Genomic DNA, 16,160 nt, shown 5'->3' with positions numbered 1-16,160 from the left:
ATCGGTGCCGACCCTGCGGCACCAACAGGCCCAGGGGCACGCATCAACGCCGCCGAGGAGCGTCACCGTGCGAATGAGCACCACCCCACATGTTCCCGCCCTGCGACTGGACGCCCGGTCACGCGCCGCCTCGCCGGGGTGGTCACGATGACGGCCCCCACCCCTGATGCCGACGGGCACACCGTCTCACCCGATGCCGGCGCCCTGGTGGTCGACCGGCGGAGCGGCAAGGTGGGCGTGGTGATGGGGCATGTGGGAATGTACGTGCAACTTCGACCGCCACGCGGTGGCCGGGAGTGGGACGTGCCGCCCCAGGACGTACGTGCGCCGACTCCGACGGAGGAGTTGAGCGCGAAGGTGGCCGTGGCCAACCGGAGGTGGGGCCGGTGACCCCTCGCTCGGTCCTGCGCTACGAGACCTGGACGCTCCAGCCCGACCGCGAGCCGGACGCGGAGCCGGTCCTGTACGCGATGCAGTGCGCCGTGGACGGAGAGACCTCGCCGACAAGCGAGGACTTCGCCGAACCGCAGAACTGGGTGCTGGCACACTGCGGGCAGAACCCGTCCCACCACACCTACCGGGAGATCATCACCCGGCCCTGGAGGACCTGGCGGCAGACGTGACCCGCCCCGCTGACCCACGCACCGCTCCGCGCTGACCCACCCGACTCCCCGTCCCTGCCGGGCGCAGCCGATCGAGGCTCGGTTCGGGCAGGGGCTGCGGCCGCCGGAAGTGGCCCGCAGGTTAGGACTGTCGCGGAAGTCGGCGTACGCCTGGCACGCGGCCTGGCGGGACGGCGGCAGGCCGGCCCTGGCGTCCAAGGGGCCTGGTGGCTTTCCGTGTCAGCTCAGCGATGCCCAGGCAGAACGCCTGCAGGTCGAGTTGGAGGCCGGCCCTGCGGTGCACGGCTGGGTGGAGGACCAGCGGTGGACCCTTGCTAGGGTCGCGGAGCTGATCCACCGGCTGTTCGGGCACCGGTACACCCAGCGTGGGGTGTCGTATCTGCTGCACCGGCTGGGCTGGTCGCCGCAGGTCCCCGCGCACCGGGCCGTCGAGCGCGACGAGCAGGCCGTAGAGAGCGGTGGCGGACGGAGCAGTGGTCGCGGGTAAGAGGACGGCCCAGCTCCTGGGCGGGTGGTTGGTCTTCGAGGACGAGGCCGGACAGGACCTGAAGCCCGGCAAGGGCCGGACCTGGTCGCGGCGGGGCAGGACGCCGCTGGTCAAGGTGACCGGCAAGGGTTCGGGCCGGGTTCTGATGGCCGGGGTGATCTGCGTCAGACCGGGCCGCGAGACCCGTCTGATCTACCGGACACAGACGTACCGGGGCCGAACCGGCGAGAAGAAGGGCTTCCGGGCCCGCGAGTTCTCCGGCCTGCTGACCTCCGCCCGTCGGCAGCTCGGCGGTGCCCCGCTGATCGTGGTGTGGGACAACGCCAGCACCCATCACGCCAAGCCCTTGCGGGAGTTCTGCGAACGCAACAGCGACTGGCTGACCATCGTCAAGCTCCCGCCCTACGCGCCCGACCTCAACCCCGTCGAAGGCGCCTGGGCCCACCTGAAGAAGTCCCTGGCCAACCTCGCACCCCACACGATCGAAGACCTCACCCCACTCGTGAAGAACCGGCTTCGAGGCATCCAACGCCGACCCGACGTTCTCGACGGCTTCATCGCCGAGACAGGACTGACACTGGAGCCCCCGTAGCCTGTCACACCACCCTTTCAACCTCAGCGTCAAACACTCCTGACGCCCCACCGGAAAGTAATCCGGTGGGGCGTCAGACACTGATGAAACCCTAGGGCTGCCATCGAATTCTCTTCATTTCGATAGGCGCAATCGGGTCACGATGACGATTTGATTCGCTCGACCTCTCGACGAATCGGACCAATCCGGGGAACTCGATCCCACCACCATTCGCCATTCGATCGCTCACCACCATCGAGACGACGAACAGTTCCAGATTCATCAATTTCAGTGAACTGCATGAACCTGGAGTCGACATCATCGAGCGCCCGCCTGAATCCCCCAAGGAAATCCGAGTCGATGTTTTTCATGCCACGAGAGACGAAGCTCCTGAGTGCGAGGGCGGCAATCAAATCATAGACGCCCCACACCGTCCTGTCGGAATCGGGTAGCCCAATCTCCGCCTCAATCCTGAGAACGTGATTGCGCCAGCCCTCCAGCAGCTCAACCAGCCCTAGGGACCGCTCCGGGGCGACTGGAACTGAGACGCCCTCTAGTCGACGGATATCCATATCCGCCAGGAAGCATCCGAGCCATTCGCCTCGTTCGCTTGTATTCATCCATTCACCTGCCAGGGTAATACGACGTGGACTTCCACGGCATATCCCAGTTGATAATTACGCGGACGCCATTGTGGTCAAACCTTGACGAGTTCTGCCCGTCCAATTGGCGCGGGCCGGCCTGCCGAAGTGTCGTCTCGATTTCGGCAGCGGACGGACGCCCCATCGCCGGGTTCCCGTCACCCGTATGCCCCTTCACGAACTCAACCATCTCGTCGAGGCTGTACTCGCTCCCATGGAAGTCCTCGCCACCGAGACGGTCTCCATTCCGGCCACCAGTTGGAACTCCACAATTCGGACCGGAATTGTGGACCAAGACCGGAGTAGCCCCCGCCAGCACATAGTACGTGTGCAGGTCGGCAACAGTGAGGTTGTAGGTGTCCTGCGTTGCGTCGTACGTGCGGACCGTCACTACGGATACTGATGTGCCGTCTGCCTTGCGCAGTGTCATGCCGGGCTTGAGATCGCCAGCGTCAAGCCATTCCCCTTCGGACTCCGACCAGAAGGGGTGGTGGTTCGTAGTGGTGAGGGCGGAAGACTCTCCGTCCGCTTCGACGGTGAGGTCGACGTATGCCTTGTCACCCTCTGTGAAGATCGTCGCGGTGACAGCCCTCGGCGCCGTTTCGCCAGTCGCTGGATCAGTGGCCAGAACCTCATCGCCAACGACGATATCTTCGATTGGTACAGCCGTGCCGTCTGCAAGTGCGACTTTGGTGCCAGCCACAAAACTATGCCTGCCCGTCAGGCATTTTACGATGGACATCAAGCCATCGAAGAATTTTTCACCCTTACGCGTTGCCGCCACAGCATCGCCGGCGATAGGAACCATGGCGACGACACTCCAGCCCGCTTCGCTCCAGTTCCCTTCAAGAACGTAAAGCCCGGCGTTGGCAAGGTCTGCAAGAGGGCCTGCCGGAGTGAATCCGGCCACGTCCAAGGCCAAGTGAACGTCGGAAGAGCTGAGCTTCTTCTCCTCACGAACCCATTTATCGTAGACGCCGTACTTCTGGCTGCCCTTTCCCTTCTCGCGATGAACAGATACAGACGTCGTGATCTGACGGCCGATTGCGACAACCGACGTGGTGACGAGGCGAGTGTCGTCGGATGTGTAGGTGTACTTCGTATCGCGGTCGTTGAAGGTCCAGTTCCCCGGCCCCCCGCTCCACCAAGCGTCGTTGTCCTTCAGGTACTTGCTGTCGTCACCGCTTGCCGTGATGAGCGGCTTCAACCCCGTCGGGTCGGACATCATGACCGGGTTGCCGTTGGCGTACGTGTACCCGTTCATCTGGAGCGGGTCGGTCAGGTCGATGAGCGGGTCGGCCGAGATGAAGCGGCCCGTGGAGGCGTCGTACTCGCGGGCGCCGATGTGGGTCAGGCCCGTGGTCGGGTCGTCGATGCCGGTGCCGAGGAAGGTGTGGCGGCCGGGCCAGCTGGAGGGTTCCGCGCCGCGCGGGTTGCCGTAGGGGTCGAACTTGCGTCGGGTGACCGTCTGGCCCTCGGACTGCTCCACCGCGGTCGTCGCCGTGTTGTGGTGGTCGGCGAGCAGCACGGTGAGCTTGTGCCCGGTGCTCTTGCCGCCCGTGGAGCGGACCGTGGTCGGTCCCCCGGGCTGGGCGTAGTAGCGCTGCGCCTCGACGGCGGTGCCCGAGCTGTTGACCGTGATCTCGGACTCGCCGAGGTACAGCGTGCGGGTGGTGCCGTTGTCCTCGATCAGCCGGTTGCCCGCGGCGTCGTAGAGGTAGGTGACGTTCGCGGTGCCGTTGTCGTCGGTGTCGACCGAGGTGAGCTTGTTGCGGCGGTCCCAGGTGAGGGCCTGGGTGTCGCCGTTCAGGACGCGCTCGGTGGTGTTGCCCGAGGTGTCGTAGGCGTAGGTGTTCCGCGAGGTGACCGTGGACCCGGGGGTGCGCTCGGTCGAGTCCACCGCGGCCAGCGTGTGCGGCTGGGTCGTGACCGGCGGCTGCGCCCCCGGCACGGCGACACCGTAGGTGTAGGTGTGGACGTCGTCCAGGGCCGGGTCGGTCAGGTCGTGGACGGTCATCCGGGTGCGGTTGCCGATGGCGTCGAAGGCGTACGACTGCCAGTAGCCGTCACCGTCCGGGCCCGCCGAGAGGCCGGAGCGGTCCGGGCCGGCGCCCGGTGCGGCGGACTCCGTCGGGCAGCCCGCGGTGCCCGTCCAGGCGTGGACCAGGCGGCCCATCGGGTCGTAGGAGAAGCACTGCCGGTCGACGCGGGTCGGCGACTGGGTGTCCGTGATCGAGGTGATGTTGCCGACGGTGTCGTAGCCGTAGCTCAGCGCGGAGATCCGGTTCGGCCCGGTCTCCCGGTCCGTGTAGGCCGTCTCCAGGCGGCCGGTGTGCTCGTCGTAGAGCTGGGTGCTCCACACCCGCTGCGGGGCCTCGCCCGAGGCGGTGCGCAGGACCTCGCCGTAGGGGCTGTAGACCGTGTCGGCGGTGTAGTAGCTCAGGCCCGAGGTGGTGACCGGCATGCCCTCGCCGTTGTAGCGGGTGACCACCTTCTCGGCGGCCAGTCCGCCCGGGGTGGCCGGGAGGCTGGTCGACTGCACCTTGCCGGTGTGGGTGTAGGCGGTCGCGTAGCTGTAGGTGCCGGCCAGGCCGGTGGTGGCGGGGATGCTCGGGATGACCGTCTTCGAGCCCGTGGGGCGGTACTCGGTGTCGTAGCCCGTGACCTCGCTGGTGAAGGCCGCGCCGGAGTGGTAGCGGGTGGAGGCGACGGGCAGGCCCTTGGCGCCCGGGAGGCTGTCGAAGGTCCACGCGGCGACGAGCGGGCCGGTGGCGGAGTCCTCGCGCAGCTCCGTCTGGCGGCCGAGCACGTCGTAGGTCGTGTACTGCTTGCGCCCCTGCCCGTCCTGGGACCAGATCTGCCGGTCCAGGTCGTCGTAGCCGAAGTGGGCGGCGCCCGTGTCCGGGTCGGTGGAGGCGGTCTTCCGGCCGCGCACGTCGTAGCTGTACGTCCAGGCGTTGCCCTCGGCGTCGCTGACGGAGGTGAGCGTGCCGCGGGCGTCGTAGCCGTAGGTCGTGTCGATGGTGGCGGGCGCGGGCCCGCCCAGGTCGGTGGTGGTGTAGTGCTGGATCCGGGAGGTGCGCCCCAGGGCGTCCGTCCAGGTCTTCACGGCGCGGCTGCCGGGCAGCGGGGTGGTGCCGTCCACCGACATGCCGGTGCGGGCGAGGCCCCAGTCGCCCTCGTAGCGGACGGTCGACGTGTGCTGCGGCACGTCCTCGTGGAGGGTGGTGACGCGCACGGCGCGCCCGAGGCCGTCGTAGGCGGTCTCGGTGGAGCTGGGGACCTCGCTGACGGTCTCCGGGAGGAAGATCTCCGCCGTCGGCTCGCCCTCGGTCAGGTAGCCGTTGTTGGTCAGGCGGACGCCGCCGCCGTCGTTGTGGAAGGTGTCGGTGACGATGCGGCCGCCGCCGAGGGCCTCCGTCTGGGTCTGGCGCACCCGCAGCAGGCCGTCGTAGAGGGTGACGCTGTCCGCGTAGGTGCCGTTGTCGCGCAGGAGGCTGGTGGTGACGGCCGGGGGCTCGTTGTCCTCCAGCTGGTAGGAGAAGACGGCGGTGGCCTTGGCCTCGCCCTGGTGGGAGGGCGACCACATCCGGGTCACCCGGCCGAGGTTGTCGTAGGTGCTGGTGGTCCGGCGGCCGTTGGCGTCGGTGGTGGCGAGGACCGAGCCGCGCCCGGGGTCCGCCTCGGAGGTGGTGGTGTGGCCGAGCGCGTTGGTGACGCTCAGGGTGAACACCGGCCCGGTGGCGGGGCTGTAGGAGGTGGTCGTGGTGGTGCCCGCGGCGTCCTTGACCTGGGTGGGGCGGCCGAGCGCGTCGTAGGAGGTGCGGGCGGAGGTGATCCAGCCCGTGCCGGTGCCGTCGATCGTGTCGACCTGGTGGGGCAGGCCCTTCACGGGCGCGGTGCCGAAGGCGTCGAGCGCGTCGTAGGAGGTGCGGACGTCCGAGACCACCTGGTTCCCGGTGGCCGAGGCGGCCTGGGCGCAGTCGCCGACGGTCGTGCGCTTCCGCTGCGGCAGGCCGATCAGGTGCTTGCCCGTGTTGTGGACGTAGGTGACGGTCGAGCAGGTCTCGTCCGCGCGGGTCGTGGAGTCCGAGGGGGTGAGGCTGTAGCGATGGACGGTGACCGGCAGGCCGTAGGTGGCGTCGTGGGAGGTCTGCGTCCGCACGGTGCGGGTCCGGCCGCCGCTGACGGTCTCGATCCGGTCGGTGCGCTCGACGGTGGTGCGCACCGCCTCCAGGTCGGGCAGTCCGGTGCGGGCGCGGGAGGCCAGCACGGTGGCCTTCGGGACGCTGAACTCGCGGGAGGCGACGGTGCCGCCGTCCTTGGTGTAGACGATGCTCTCGGCGGCCCGGCCCTGGAAGGCGCGCAGGTCCTTGCCGAGTTCGACGGTGCCGGAGGAGTCCTTGACGGTGATCTGGGCCCGGCCCGCGTCGCCCGACATGCCGCGGAAGTAGCGGGTGACGGTCTTGGAGCGCTCGGTGGCGTCGGTGTTCCCGGCGGGGGTGGTGGTGCCCCTGCGGACGACGACCTCGGCGTAGCCGCGCCACTGGTTGTAGGTGCGCAGTTCCGGCTTGGAGAACTCGTCGGTGCCCTTGGCCCAGGCGCCTCCGCCGACGTACTGGTAGGTGGTGGTGACGTCGGGCTGCCGTGCGACGCGGTCCTTCTCGGTGATGCCGTCGACGACGTACTTGTTGAACCACTCCAGCGGCGGTGTCTCCAGGTCCGGGTCGGGTGACCAGTGGGCCGGGAAGCAGCGGCCGGTGTTCGCGTCCGGGGCGGGGTGGGAGGTGCCGGGGGCGCAGGGGGCGGAGTAGTCGACGTGGATCTCGCCGCCGGTCTCCGTCCGGATGGTCTCGACGCGGAGCCGGTCGAAGCCGGGGGTCTGGTCGTCCGGCCCGGTGGCGACGCGGTTGGGCATGTCGACGACGTTGGGCAGGAAGGAGACCGGCGGGACGGCGGTGCTGAGCTGCTTGCCGTCCGCGTCGCGGGCGGTGCCGTAGGCGGTGCGGGTGACGGAGTCCAGCCAGAGCGGCGGGTGGGTGTCGGTGCGCTGCTTGGGGAAGGACTGGGCGAGCGTCCAGCGGTCGACGAGGCTGAGGGCGGTGGAGCCCGGGGTGCGCTGGCCGTAGGTGGTCACCGCGCTGAGCCGCACCCGGCTCCAGAAGGTCGGTGAGGAGATGTAGCACTTCTTGGACGCCTCGGCCTCGCAGTGGAGCGTCGAGGGGGTGTCCCACCAGGGCTGCTTGTCGGCGTAGTTCTTGGAGGTGAACTCCGTGTCGGAGCAGCTGACGGCGCCTTCCTTGATGCAGCGCTGGGCGACCGAGAAGGTGACCTTGCCGGCGGGCGGGCCGTCGAGGGCGCCGGCCCGCAGGCCGTAGAGGATCTGGGTCGGGTGGCCGCCGCGCACATAGGTGACGTGCTTGGTGAAGTCGCCGTTGCGGGCGTAGTCGTTCTTCTCCTGCGCCCAGTCGATGACCATGGCGTTGCCGAGGGTGTCCTCGACGTAGTCGAGGTTCCAGCGCCAGGCCTGGGTGCAGGAGGAGTCGGCGTAGGCGGTGGCGTGGCAGGGCTCGCCGCTGTGGTTGCCGAAGACGGGGACGGTGAAGACCGAGTTGGTGGTGCCGTGCCCGGTGAGGGTGTTCCGGCCGAACCAGTAGCGCGTGCCGTCGGCGGTGGTGACGACCCAGTACTCGCCGTCGTAGGCGCCGGTCTGGGCGGACTTGGCGGAGCCGGTCTTGCTCTTGTACTCGATGCGGGTGTTGTCGCCGTCGGCGCTGTACCAGGTGCCGCTGTCGTCGTCGCGCACCATCTCGGTGGTGGAGCCGTTCAGCGACAGGGACAGGTTGTCGCTGGCCCAGCAGAGGTCGGACTTCTTCTTGTCCTTGCTGCCGGTGTTGTTGGGGCTGTTCTGGCGGTCCTCGGAGCAGCTGCGGTAGCGGCGCTCGACGAAGCCGGGGTTGTAGTCCCAGCCGTCGCCGATCCAGGAGGCCTGGCCGTTGGTGACGGAGGTGCGGCCGTCGACGGACTGGGAGGAGTAGGCGAAGGCGATCCGCGGGGCGGGCCCGGCGGGCGGGGCCGGGACGGTCAGCGGGTAGCTCCAGGAGAAGCCGCCGCTGCTGCCGCCCGCGGACCAGGTGCCCGACGGCGACAGCGGGGTGGCCTTGTAGGTGCCGCCGGCTCCGGAGGCGGAGTCGGAGGCGGCGAGGACGGCGGGGCCGCCGCCGGACTGGGGGGAGAGTCCGGTGGTGGGGGCGTCGGCCGGGTCGACCGTGGCGCGCACCGTTCCGGTGGCGGGGTCGTTCTCGCTGGGGACCTCGACGGCGGTGGTGCACTCGGGGAGTTCGGGGGTGGTGAGGAAGCACTCGGGGAGCTGGGTGAGCTTCAGCCGGGTGGACCACTCGGTGCCGTAGAGGTCCTCGAAGGCGGAGTAGTCGAGTTCGACGTCGACCGGGGTGGAGCCGCCTGCGGGGGGCGTGACCGTGATGATCGCGCCGTCGACGGACGCCTCCTCGGTGGACTGGCGCGGCTCGACGCTGACGGACCAGTCGCCGTCGGGTGCGGGCGGGGCCGGGTCCTCGGGGGTGGCCGATGCCTGGCCGATGCGCACCGGCAGGGTGCCCGCCTGGACGAGGTCCGCCCCGGCGGACTCCAGGCTGACGCTGGCGGTGCCGCCCGCGGGCGGGCTGACCGCGGAGGGGTTGTACTCGGGCAGCGGCTCGACGGGGGCGCCGGACCAGGTGCGCAGGGCCTCGATGCCCGCCTCGTCGGCGGGCAGCGGCCGGTCCTGCTGGAGGCCGGGCAGCTCGACGCCGTCGCGCGTGCCGCCGCCGGGCGGGACGGCCCAGGCCGCCCCGGGCAGCAGCGTGGTGACGAGCGCCCCGGACACCAGGACGCCGACCACGCGGGCACGGCGTGCGCCGCGGGCCCTCAGTCCCGCGCGACCGGTTCCGGGCAGACGAAACGGACTCCCCGAAAAGGGCGAGGACATGCGTGGGCCCCCCACTTCCCTGCCGCCCGATCCGCGGCCAGGGGTGCGGAGAGGGCAGGGAGATCGACGAATAGCCCGGTGATTGTGCAGGTCCCCGCCATGCAATATCCACATCTGGCGGATTCGTGTGCCATCAATCACACAGGCATCCGGGAACCGCCGATCCAGAGGGTCATGAACCGGGGCATTGGCCGAGGAAGGGGGCCTCGAAGGATCTTGGAGACAGGAGTCCGATCACGGATGAGCGATCATCAACCGCCAGGGAACGGACACACGTTCGGGTCCCTATATGGCCTTTTGGCAGGGCTTTGCGGGCGGAGGCGTGCCGCGGGCCCCTCCCGGTGGCCGCCGGGGGCTCCGGTCCGCCCCGAGGGCGCAGGACCTGACAGGGCCTCAGGGCCCGCGGACGCACGGTGACGAAAGCGTGAAGATGAGTCATGCTCCTCCCGCACACTCCCGCGCGGCCAGAGATCCGTCTCCACCCTGTTCCCGCGCGGACACGCCGGAGGGGAAGGGACGACATTGGGAGCCTCGAAGTCCGCGGAGCAGCCGCCTCCCGCGGAGGCGGCCGCTGAGGACCCAGGGCACCGCAGGGCACCCGCACCGGGCCGGCCCAGGCGGCGCCTGGTCGCGGCCCTGTCCGCGCTGCTCGCCGTGGCCGTCGCCGTCCCGGTGGCCGTCCATCTGACCGGCACCGAGGAGGCGCGTCCGGCGGACGCCAAGCCCTCGGCGCCGAAGGCGCCGCTCACCGCCGCCGAGGCGATGAAGCGGGCGAAGGCCACGGGCAAGGAGGTCGAGGTGGAGGCCGAGCGCGACAGCGACTCCATCACCTGGGCCCAGCCCGACGGGATGTTCCGCCTCGTCCAGCACAGCGACACCTTCCGGGCGAAGGTCGACGGCGTCTGGAAGCCGATCGACACCACGCTGGAGCGCGTCGAGGGCGGCTACGCGCCCAAGGCCGTCAACCAACCGCTGCTGTTCAGCGCGGGCACGGCCGACCGGGCCTCCCGGGCCCTGGGCCGCGCCGTGCTCGCGCCCGCGGCACCCGGCGCCCGGTCGGGACCGTGGTCGGATCTCGTCCGGCTGACCGCCGAGGGCCACGAGCTCGTGGTCCGCTGGCCGGGTCCGCTGCCCGAGCCGGTGGTCGACGGCGGCCGGGCGCTGTACCGCGAGGTGCGCCCCGGCATCGACCTGCTGCTCACGGCGCGCGACGGCGGCTACTCGCATGTGCTGATCCTGCACACGCGCGAGGCCTCCCGGGACCCGCTGCTGGCCGAGCTGGCCTACCGGCTGGAGTCGCCGGACCTGAGCTTCCGCCTGGACAAGGCGTCGAACGTGGTGACGGCCCACGACGCCGAGGGCGGGGAGGTCGCCGCGGCGCCGACGCCCTACCTGTGGGACTCCGCCGGGGAGCGCCGGGTGACGCTCGGCGAGCCCTCGCCGTCCGGACGGCCCGCCGACCCCGCCCTGGGGCTCCCGGGGCTGGCCGGACCGCAGCCCGGCACCCATGACGCGGTGCTGAAGGCCGGTCTGGAGGACGGCCTCCACCGCGTCGAGGTGCCGCGCCGCTTCCTGGACGACGAGGACACGGTGTACCCCGTCTTCGTCGACCCGTCGTTCCGGGTCCACAAGTCCCACTGGACCCTGCTGTACGACCGCTACAAGTCCTCCAGCTTCTGGAACGGGCAGAACTTCAACGACGGCACCAACGAGGCCCGGGTGGGCTACGAGTCGACCACCGGCGGCCTGTCCCGGTCGGTGTTCCAGTTCAAGCTGGAGACCAAGCTGCACGACGCGACGGTCAGGGATGCGACCTTCACCGCGCTGCAGACCTACTCCTGGGGCTGCTCCGACCGCCGGTACAACCTCCACCGGACCGGAACCATCTCCGCCACCAGCACCTGGAACAACCAGCCGGGCTGGGCCCCGGTCCTGGCCCACGCCACCAACGGCTGGGGCTACAACTCGGGCTCCTGCCCCGACAAGTGGGTGGGGCTGGACATCACGTCGGCGGCCCAGGACGCGGCGAACAACAACTGGGCGTACCTGAACTTCGGGCTGCGGGCCGCCAACGAGGCGGACACCAACTCCTGGAAGAAGTTCCAGGCGAACGGCGAGAGTTCCCCGTACATCACGATCGTCTACAACCACGCGCCGAACGAACCCGTCCGGTCGAGCATGGTGATGGACCCCGGGGGCACCTGCGACAGCGGCTCTCCGCCGCCCACCATCGGCAGCAAGGACGTCACCTTCACCGCCAAGAGCTCCGACACCGACGGCAACCTGGCGAAGCTCCGGTTCAAGGTGTGGGCCGCCGACGGCTCCGGGATCGTCCTGGACAAGCAGGTCGCGACGAACAGCAGCGGCGCGGCCTTCGCGACCGTCGCGCGGAGCCAGTTCACCGACAAGAAGACCTACACCTGGACGGTGCTGGCGATCGACTCCGAGGGGTCCGTATCGCCCTGGGGTCCGGCCGGGACTTACTCCTACTGCGGGTTCGTCGTCGACTCGTCCGTCCCGGGCCGGCCCGACGTCTCCTCGGCCGACTTCCCTCAGCAGAGCGACGAGGGAGACGTCTGGTCCGCCGAACCCTTCGGCACACCGGGCGACTTCACCCTCAGCCCGCAGGACGCCGCCTCGGACGGTGTCGTCCGCTACGTCTACAGCTTCGACTCGAACGACTACGACCAGCAGGTGACCGCGCAGGCCGACGGCACGGCGGTGATCTCCGGCGTACAGCCCCACTTCGCCGGGCCCAACACCCTCTACGTCAGGGCCGTGGACGCCGGCGGCAACATGTCCTCCGTACGGGTCCACACCTTCTACGTGAGGCCGCGCGGCACCCTCGACGCGCCGGGGGACGTCACGGGCGACGGCTACCCCGACCTCCTCGCCGTCGACGGCCTGGGGAACCTCCGGACCTACCCGGCGGACGCCACCGGGGACGTCAACATCCACATGCCGGGCGCCCATCTCGACGGCAAGGACCTCGCGGCCGGCTACTGGAGCGACGCCGAGGGCAACCCGGCGCTCATCAGCCACAGCACCGACTGGCACCCGGGCGACGGCATCACGGACGTCCTGGCGCGGATGCCCGACGGGAGGCTCTACGTCTACCCCGGCGACGGGTACGGCGCCGTGGACGTCTCCGAGCGGCTGGAGGTCCTGCTCCCGGAGAACGCGCCCGACCCCGCCTCGTTCACGCAGGTCCTCGCCACCGGCGACGTGACCGGCGACGGGCGCCCGGACGCCCTGGTGGTGGCCGCCGACCAGCTCTGGGCGTTCACCGGGTACTCGGGGGCGAGCTTCGCCGAGACCGAGATGGTCGGGTCGGTGAGCTGGTCCGCCTACGACCTGGTCGGGCTCCGCGACATCAGCGGCGACGGCCTCGCCGACCTGCTGATGCGGGGGCCCAACGCGAGCGCCGGACTGCTGCTGAGGAAGGGCAAGCCGGATCCGGACGGAGGCGTGGACTTCCGCTCCTTCTCCAGCCCGAGCTCCGGTGCCGGCGGTGCCCAGGTGATCTACGGGACGACCGGCTGGGGGCGCGACGACGTCCCGATGATCCTGGGGACGCCCGACGTCACCGGTGACGCCGACGGCATCCCGGACCTGTGGGCCGTCCGGAGCGACGGCACCCTCCGGCTCTACGCCGGGGGCAGGACCTCGCTCGGCTCGGGCACCGTGGTGGGCGAGCAGAGCTGGACCACGCTGAAGGCCCTCGGCTGACGGCCCGCGCCGCCGGGCCCCGGGTGCTCCCGGAACCCGGCGGACCACCCGCGGCCGCAGGGCCCCTCGGACAACGCTGCCCCGCCCGGTCCACCGACCGGGCGGGGCAGCGGCGTTCCGCCGGGGACCGGGCGGGGGCGTCGGGCCCCGGGTCACCGGGGTTGCGGCGTCAAGCCCGCGGCGCCACCTTGGAGAGGCCGTTGATGATGCGGTCCATGGCGTCGCCGCCCGACGGGTCCGTCAGGTTGGCGAGCATCTTCAGGGTGAAGCGCATCAGCAGCGGGTGGGTCAGGCCCCGCTCGGTGGCGATCTTCATGACCTTCGGGTTGCCGATCAGCTTCACGAAGGCGCGGCCCAGGGTGTAGTAGCCGCCGTAGGTGTCCTTGAGGACCTTCGGGTAGCGCTGGAGGGCCAGTTCCCGCTGGGCGGGGGTGCTGCGGGCGTGGGCCTGGACGATCACCTCGGCCGCGATCTGCCCCGACTCCATCGCATAGGCGATGCCCTCGCCGTTGAAGGGGTTGACGAGGCCGCCCGCGTCGCCGACGAGCAGCAGGCCCCGGGTGTAGTGGGGCTGGCGGTTGAAGGCCATCGGCAGCGCGGCGCCGCGGATCGGGCCGGTCATGTTCTCGGGGGTGTAGCCCCAGTCCTCCGGCATGGAGGCGCACCACGCCTTGAGCACCTCGCGCCAGTCCAGCTCCTTGAAGGAGGCGGAGGTGTTGAGGACGCCGAGGCCCACGTTGGAGGTGCCGTCGCCCATGCCGAAGATCCAGCCGTAGCCGGGCAGCAGGCGGTCCGGGCCGGGCCCGCGCCGGTCCCACAGCTCCAGCCAGGACTCCAGGTAGTCGTCGTCGTGGCGCGGGGAGGTGAAGTAGGTGCGCACCGCGACGCCCATGGGGCGGTCCTCGCGCCGGTGCAGGCCCATCGCCAGGGAGATCCGGGAGGAGTTGCCGTCGGCCGCGACGACCAGCGGCGCGTGGAAGGTGACCGGGGTCTTCTCCTCGCCCAGCTTGGCGTGCACGCCCGTGATGCGGCCGGTGCGGTCGTCGACGACGGGCTCGCCGACGTTGCAGCGCTCGTACAGGCGGGCGCCGGCCTTCTGGGCCTGCCGGGCCAGCTGCTCGTCGAAGTCGTCGCGCTTGCGGACGAGGCCGTAGTCCGGGTAGGAGGCCAGCTCGGGCCAGTCGAGCTGGAGGCGTACGCCGCCGCCGATGATGCGCAGTCCCTTGTTCCGCAGCCAGCCGGCCTCTTCGGAGATGTCGACGCCCATGGCGACCAGCTGCTTGGTGGCGCGCGGGGTGAGCCCGTCGCCGCAGACCTTCTCCCGCGGGAAGGCGGTCTTCTCCAGCAGCAGGACGTCCAGGCCCGCCTTGGCCAGGTGGTAGGCGGTCGCGGAGCCGGCCGGGCCCGCGCCGACGACGATCACATCGGCGGTGTGCTCGGTGAGGACTTCGGTCACGGCGGGATCTCCCGAAGATTCGTTGCGATATTGCGTACCGAACGGCACAGGACAGGGGCAGTCTATGGGGGCGTACGCCGTCGTCGACCGAAGGGCTCCTCCATGACCGACAGGCCCCTGCCCGTGATAGCGCTGCGTGTGCCCACCGACGAGGACGCGCTGGCGTGGCACCGGGTGTTCGCCGACCCCGAGGTCATGGAGTTCCACGGGGGGCGGCCGGCGGAGCTGTCGGTGTACGAGGAGCTGACCGCGCGCCAGCGCCGCCACGACGCCGAGCGGGGCTTCTGCCTGTGGACGGTCCTCGACGCGGACGGCGAGGTCGTGGGCTTCACCGGCGCCCAGCCGTGGCCGCACGAGGGGTTCGGGCCGGTCGGGGAGATCGAGATCGGGTGGCGGCTGGCGCGCCGGGCGTGGGGGCGGGGCTATGCGACGGCCGCCGCGCGCACCGCGGTGGAGCGGGTCCGGGCGGCGGGGGTGCCCGAGGTGGTGGCGATGGTGGACGCGCGCAACGAGCGGTCGATCGCGGTGACCCGGCGGCTGGGCATGGAGCTGGCCGAGACCTTCCGCACCCCGGTGGCGGGGCGGGAGGGGTACTGCTTCCGGCTGAGGCTCGGCGAGGGCTGAGCACGGGGAGCCCGGGGGGGGCGGGGAGCCGGGGCCGGGCACGGAAAGCCGGGGCCGGGCACGGGGACGCACCGCCGCGCTCCCCTGCCGTCGCCGGGTGCGTCAGAAGACCGACAGCCCCGTGAGGGTGGTGAAGCGGTCCAGCGCGGCGACGCCCGCCACCGAGTTGCCGTGCGCGTCCAGTCCCGGGCTCCAGACGCACAGCGTGCAGCGCCCGGGGACGACGGCCACGATCCCGCCGCCGACGCCGCTCTTGCCGGGCAGTCCGACGCGGTGGGCGAACTCGCCCGCCGCGTCGTAGGTGCCGCAGGTCAGCATCACGGCGTTGATCTGCTTGGCCTGGCTGCGCGACAGCAGCCTGCTGCCGTCGGCGCGGAGCCCGTGCCGGGCCAGGAAGCGTGCGGCCAGGGTGAGGTCTGCGCAGCTGGTGGTGATCGAGCACTGCCAGAAGTAGTGGTCGAGGAGGGCGGGCACGGGCCCGGCGATGTTGCCGTAGGAGGCCATGAAGTGGGCCAGGGCCGCGTTGCGGTCGCCGTGGCCCGCCTCCGACGCGGCCACCTCCGGGTCGAAGGCCAGCTCCTTGTTGCCGCTCTCCTCGCGCAGGAACTCCAGCAGTTCGCTGCTGGCGTCGCCGGTGAGGGTCTGGAGTGCGTCGGTGACCACCAGGGCCCCGGCGTTGATGAACGGGTTGCGCGGGATGCCGTTCTCGTACTCCAGCTGCACCAGGGAGTTGAACGGGTTGCCGGACGGCTCCCGGCCCACCCGCCGCCAGAGGGCGTCGCCGTCGGCGGCGAGCACCAGGGCGAGGGTGAAGACCTTGGTGATGGACTGGGCGGAGAAGGGGTGGCGCCAGTCCCCGACCCCGTACACGTTCCCCTGGAGGTCCGCGACGGCCATGCCGAAGCGCGCCGGGTCCACCCCGGCGAGGGCGGGGATGTACTCGGCCGGGCGGCCGGAGCCGAGCAGCGGGGACACGTCGTGGGCGATCTGCTCCAGGACGGCCTGGTAGTCGACGGCGACCGCCTGCTGTTCCATGGTGCG

Annotated in this window: 10 protein-coding genes; 6 read left to right on the top strand and 4 right to left on the bottom strand. The window is 70.6% G+C overall.

Annotated elements, in window-relative coordinates:
* The first annotated feature begins 138 nt into the window (after positions 1-138).
* The 4 genes from ACGF15_RS16355 (at position 139) to ACGF15_RS16340 (ending at position 1,702) form a co-directional block, all read left to right on the top strand.
* Complete coding sequence (locus tag ACGF15_RS16355) at positions 139-390, top strand: hypothetical protein (protein ID WP_392799594.1); 252 nt, start codon at positions 139-141, stop codon at positions 388-390.
* Positions 378-623, top strand: a complete 246-nt coding sequence (locus tag ACGF15_RS16350) for a hypothetical protein (RefSeq protein WP_392799591.1) — start codon at positions 378-380, stop codon at positions 621-623. The genes ACGF15_RS16355 and ACGF15_RS16350 overlap by 13 nt, the downstream gene beginning before the upstream one ends.
* 277 nt (positions 624-900) lie before the next feature.
* Complete coding sequence (locus ACGF15_RS16345; protein ID WP_392799935.1) at positions 901-1,110, top strand: winged helix-turn-helix domain-containing protein; 210 nt, start codon at positions 901-903, stop codon at positions 1,108-1,110.
* Positions 1,082-1,702, top strand: a complete 621-nt coding sequence (locus ACGF15_RS16340; RefSeq protein WP_392799588.1) for an IS630 family transposase — start codon at positions 1,082-1,084, stop codon at positions 1,700-1,702. The genes ACGF15_RS16345 and ACGF15_RS16340 overlap by 29 nt, the downstream gene beginning before the upstream one ends.
* 137 nt (positions 1,703-1,839) lie before the next feature.
* Here the strand turns inward: ACGF15_RS16340 and ACGF15_RS16335 are convergent, their stop codons facing one another.
* The gene (locus ACGF15_RS16335; protein ID WP_392799585.1) at positions 1,840-2,301 is read right to left on the bottom strand and encodes a hypothetical protein; all 462 of its coding nucleotides are present in this window, start codon (positions 2,299-2,301) and stop codon (positions 1,840-1,842) included.
* Positions 2,302-2,305: 4 nt separating this feature from the next.
* The gene (locus tag ACGF15_RS16330; protein ID WP_392799582.1) at positions 2,306-9,223 is read right to left on the bottom strand and encodes a polymorphic toxin-type HINT domain-containing protein; all 6,918 of its coding nucleotides are present in this window, start codon (positions 9,221-9,223) and stop codon (positions 2,306-2,308) included.
* A gap of 609 nt (positions 9,224-9,832) precedes the next feature.
* Between ACGF15_RS16330 and ACGF15_RS16325 the strand changes: the two genes are divergently transcribed.
* Positions 9,833-13,039: a DNRLRE domain-containing protein gene (locus ACGF15_RS16325; protein WP_392799579.1), complete on the top strand. Its 3,207-nt coding sequence runs from the start codon at positions 9,833-9,835 to the stop codon at positions 13,037-13,039.
* Positions 13,040-13,208: 169 nt separating this feature from the next.
* On the opposite strand, the gene ACGF15_RS16320 is transcribed toward ACGF15_RS16325, so the two are convergent.
* Positions 13,209-14,495, bottom strand: a complete 1,287-nt coding sequence (locus ACGF15_RS16320) for a geranylgeranyl reductase family protein (RefSeq protein ID WP_362612250.1) — start codon at positions 14,493-14,495, stop codon at positions 13,209-13,211.
* Positions 14,496-14,597: 102 nt separating this feature from the next.
* On the opposite strand from ACGF15_RS16320, the gene ACGF15_RS16315 reads away from it, so the two are divergent.
* Complete coding sequence (locus ACGF15_RS16315; RefSeq protein WP_345616071.1) at positions 14,598-15,119, top strand: GNAT family N-acetyltransferase; 522 nt, start codon at positions 14,598-14,600, stop codon at positions 15,117-15,119.
* A 102-nt stretch (positions 15,120-15,221) separates the two neighbouring features.
* Here the strand turns inward: ACGF15_RS16315 and ACGF15_RS16310 are convergent, their stop codons facing one another.
* On the bottom strand, positions 15,222-16,154 hold the full coding sequence (locus ACGF15_RS16310; RefSeq protein WP_345616069.1) for a glutaminase: 933 nt from the start codon (positions 16,152-16,154) through the stop codon (positions 15,222-15,224).
* Positions 16,155-16,160: the final 6 nt, after the last annotated feature.

This window comes from Streptomyces sp. NPDC048001 (assembly GCF_043203115.1).
In the GTDB taxonomy this organism is placed as follows: domain Bacteria; phylum Actinomycetota; class Actinomycetes; order Streptomycetales; family Streptomycetaceae; genus Streptomyces; species Streptomyces sanyensis.
Note: the sequence above shows the minus strand (reverse complement) of the source record. Positions and strands in the feature narration are given on the sequence as shown.

Excerpts from the sequence above, each read along its gene's own strand:
- ACGF15_RS16315 (WP_345616071.1), top strand. The coding sequence starts at position 14,598 with ATGACCGACAGGCCCCTGCCCGTGATAGCGCTGCGTGTGCCCACCGAC.
- ACGF15_RS16310 (WP_345616069.1), bottom strand. The coding sequence starts at position 16,154 with ATGGAACAGCAGGCGGTCGCCGTCGACTACCAGGCCGTCCTGGAGCAG.
- ACGF15_RS16335 (WP_392799585.1), bottom strand. The coding sequence starts at position 2,301 with ATGAATACAAGCGAACGAGGCGAATGGCTCGGATGCTTCCTGGCGGAT.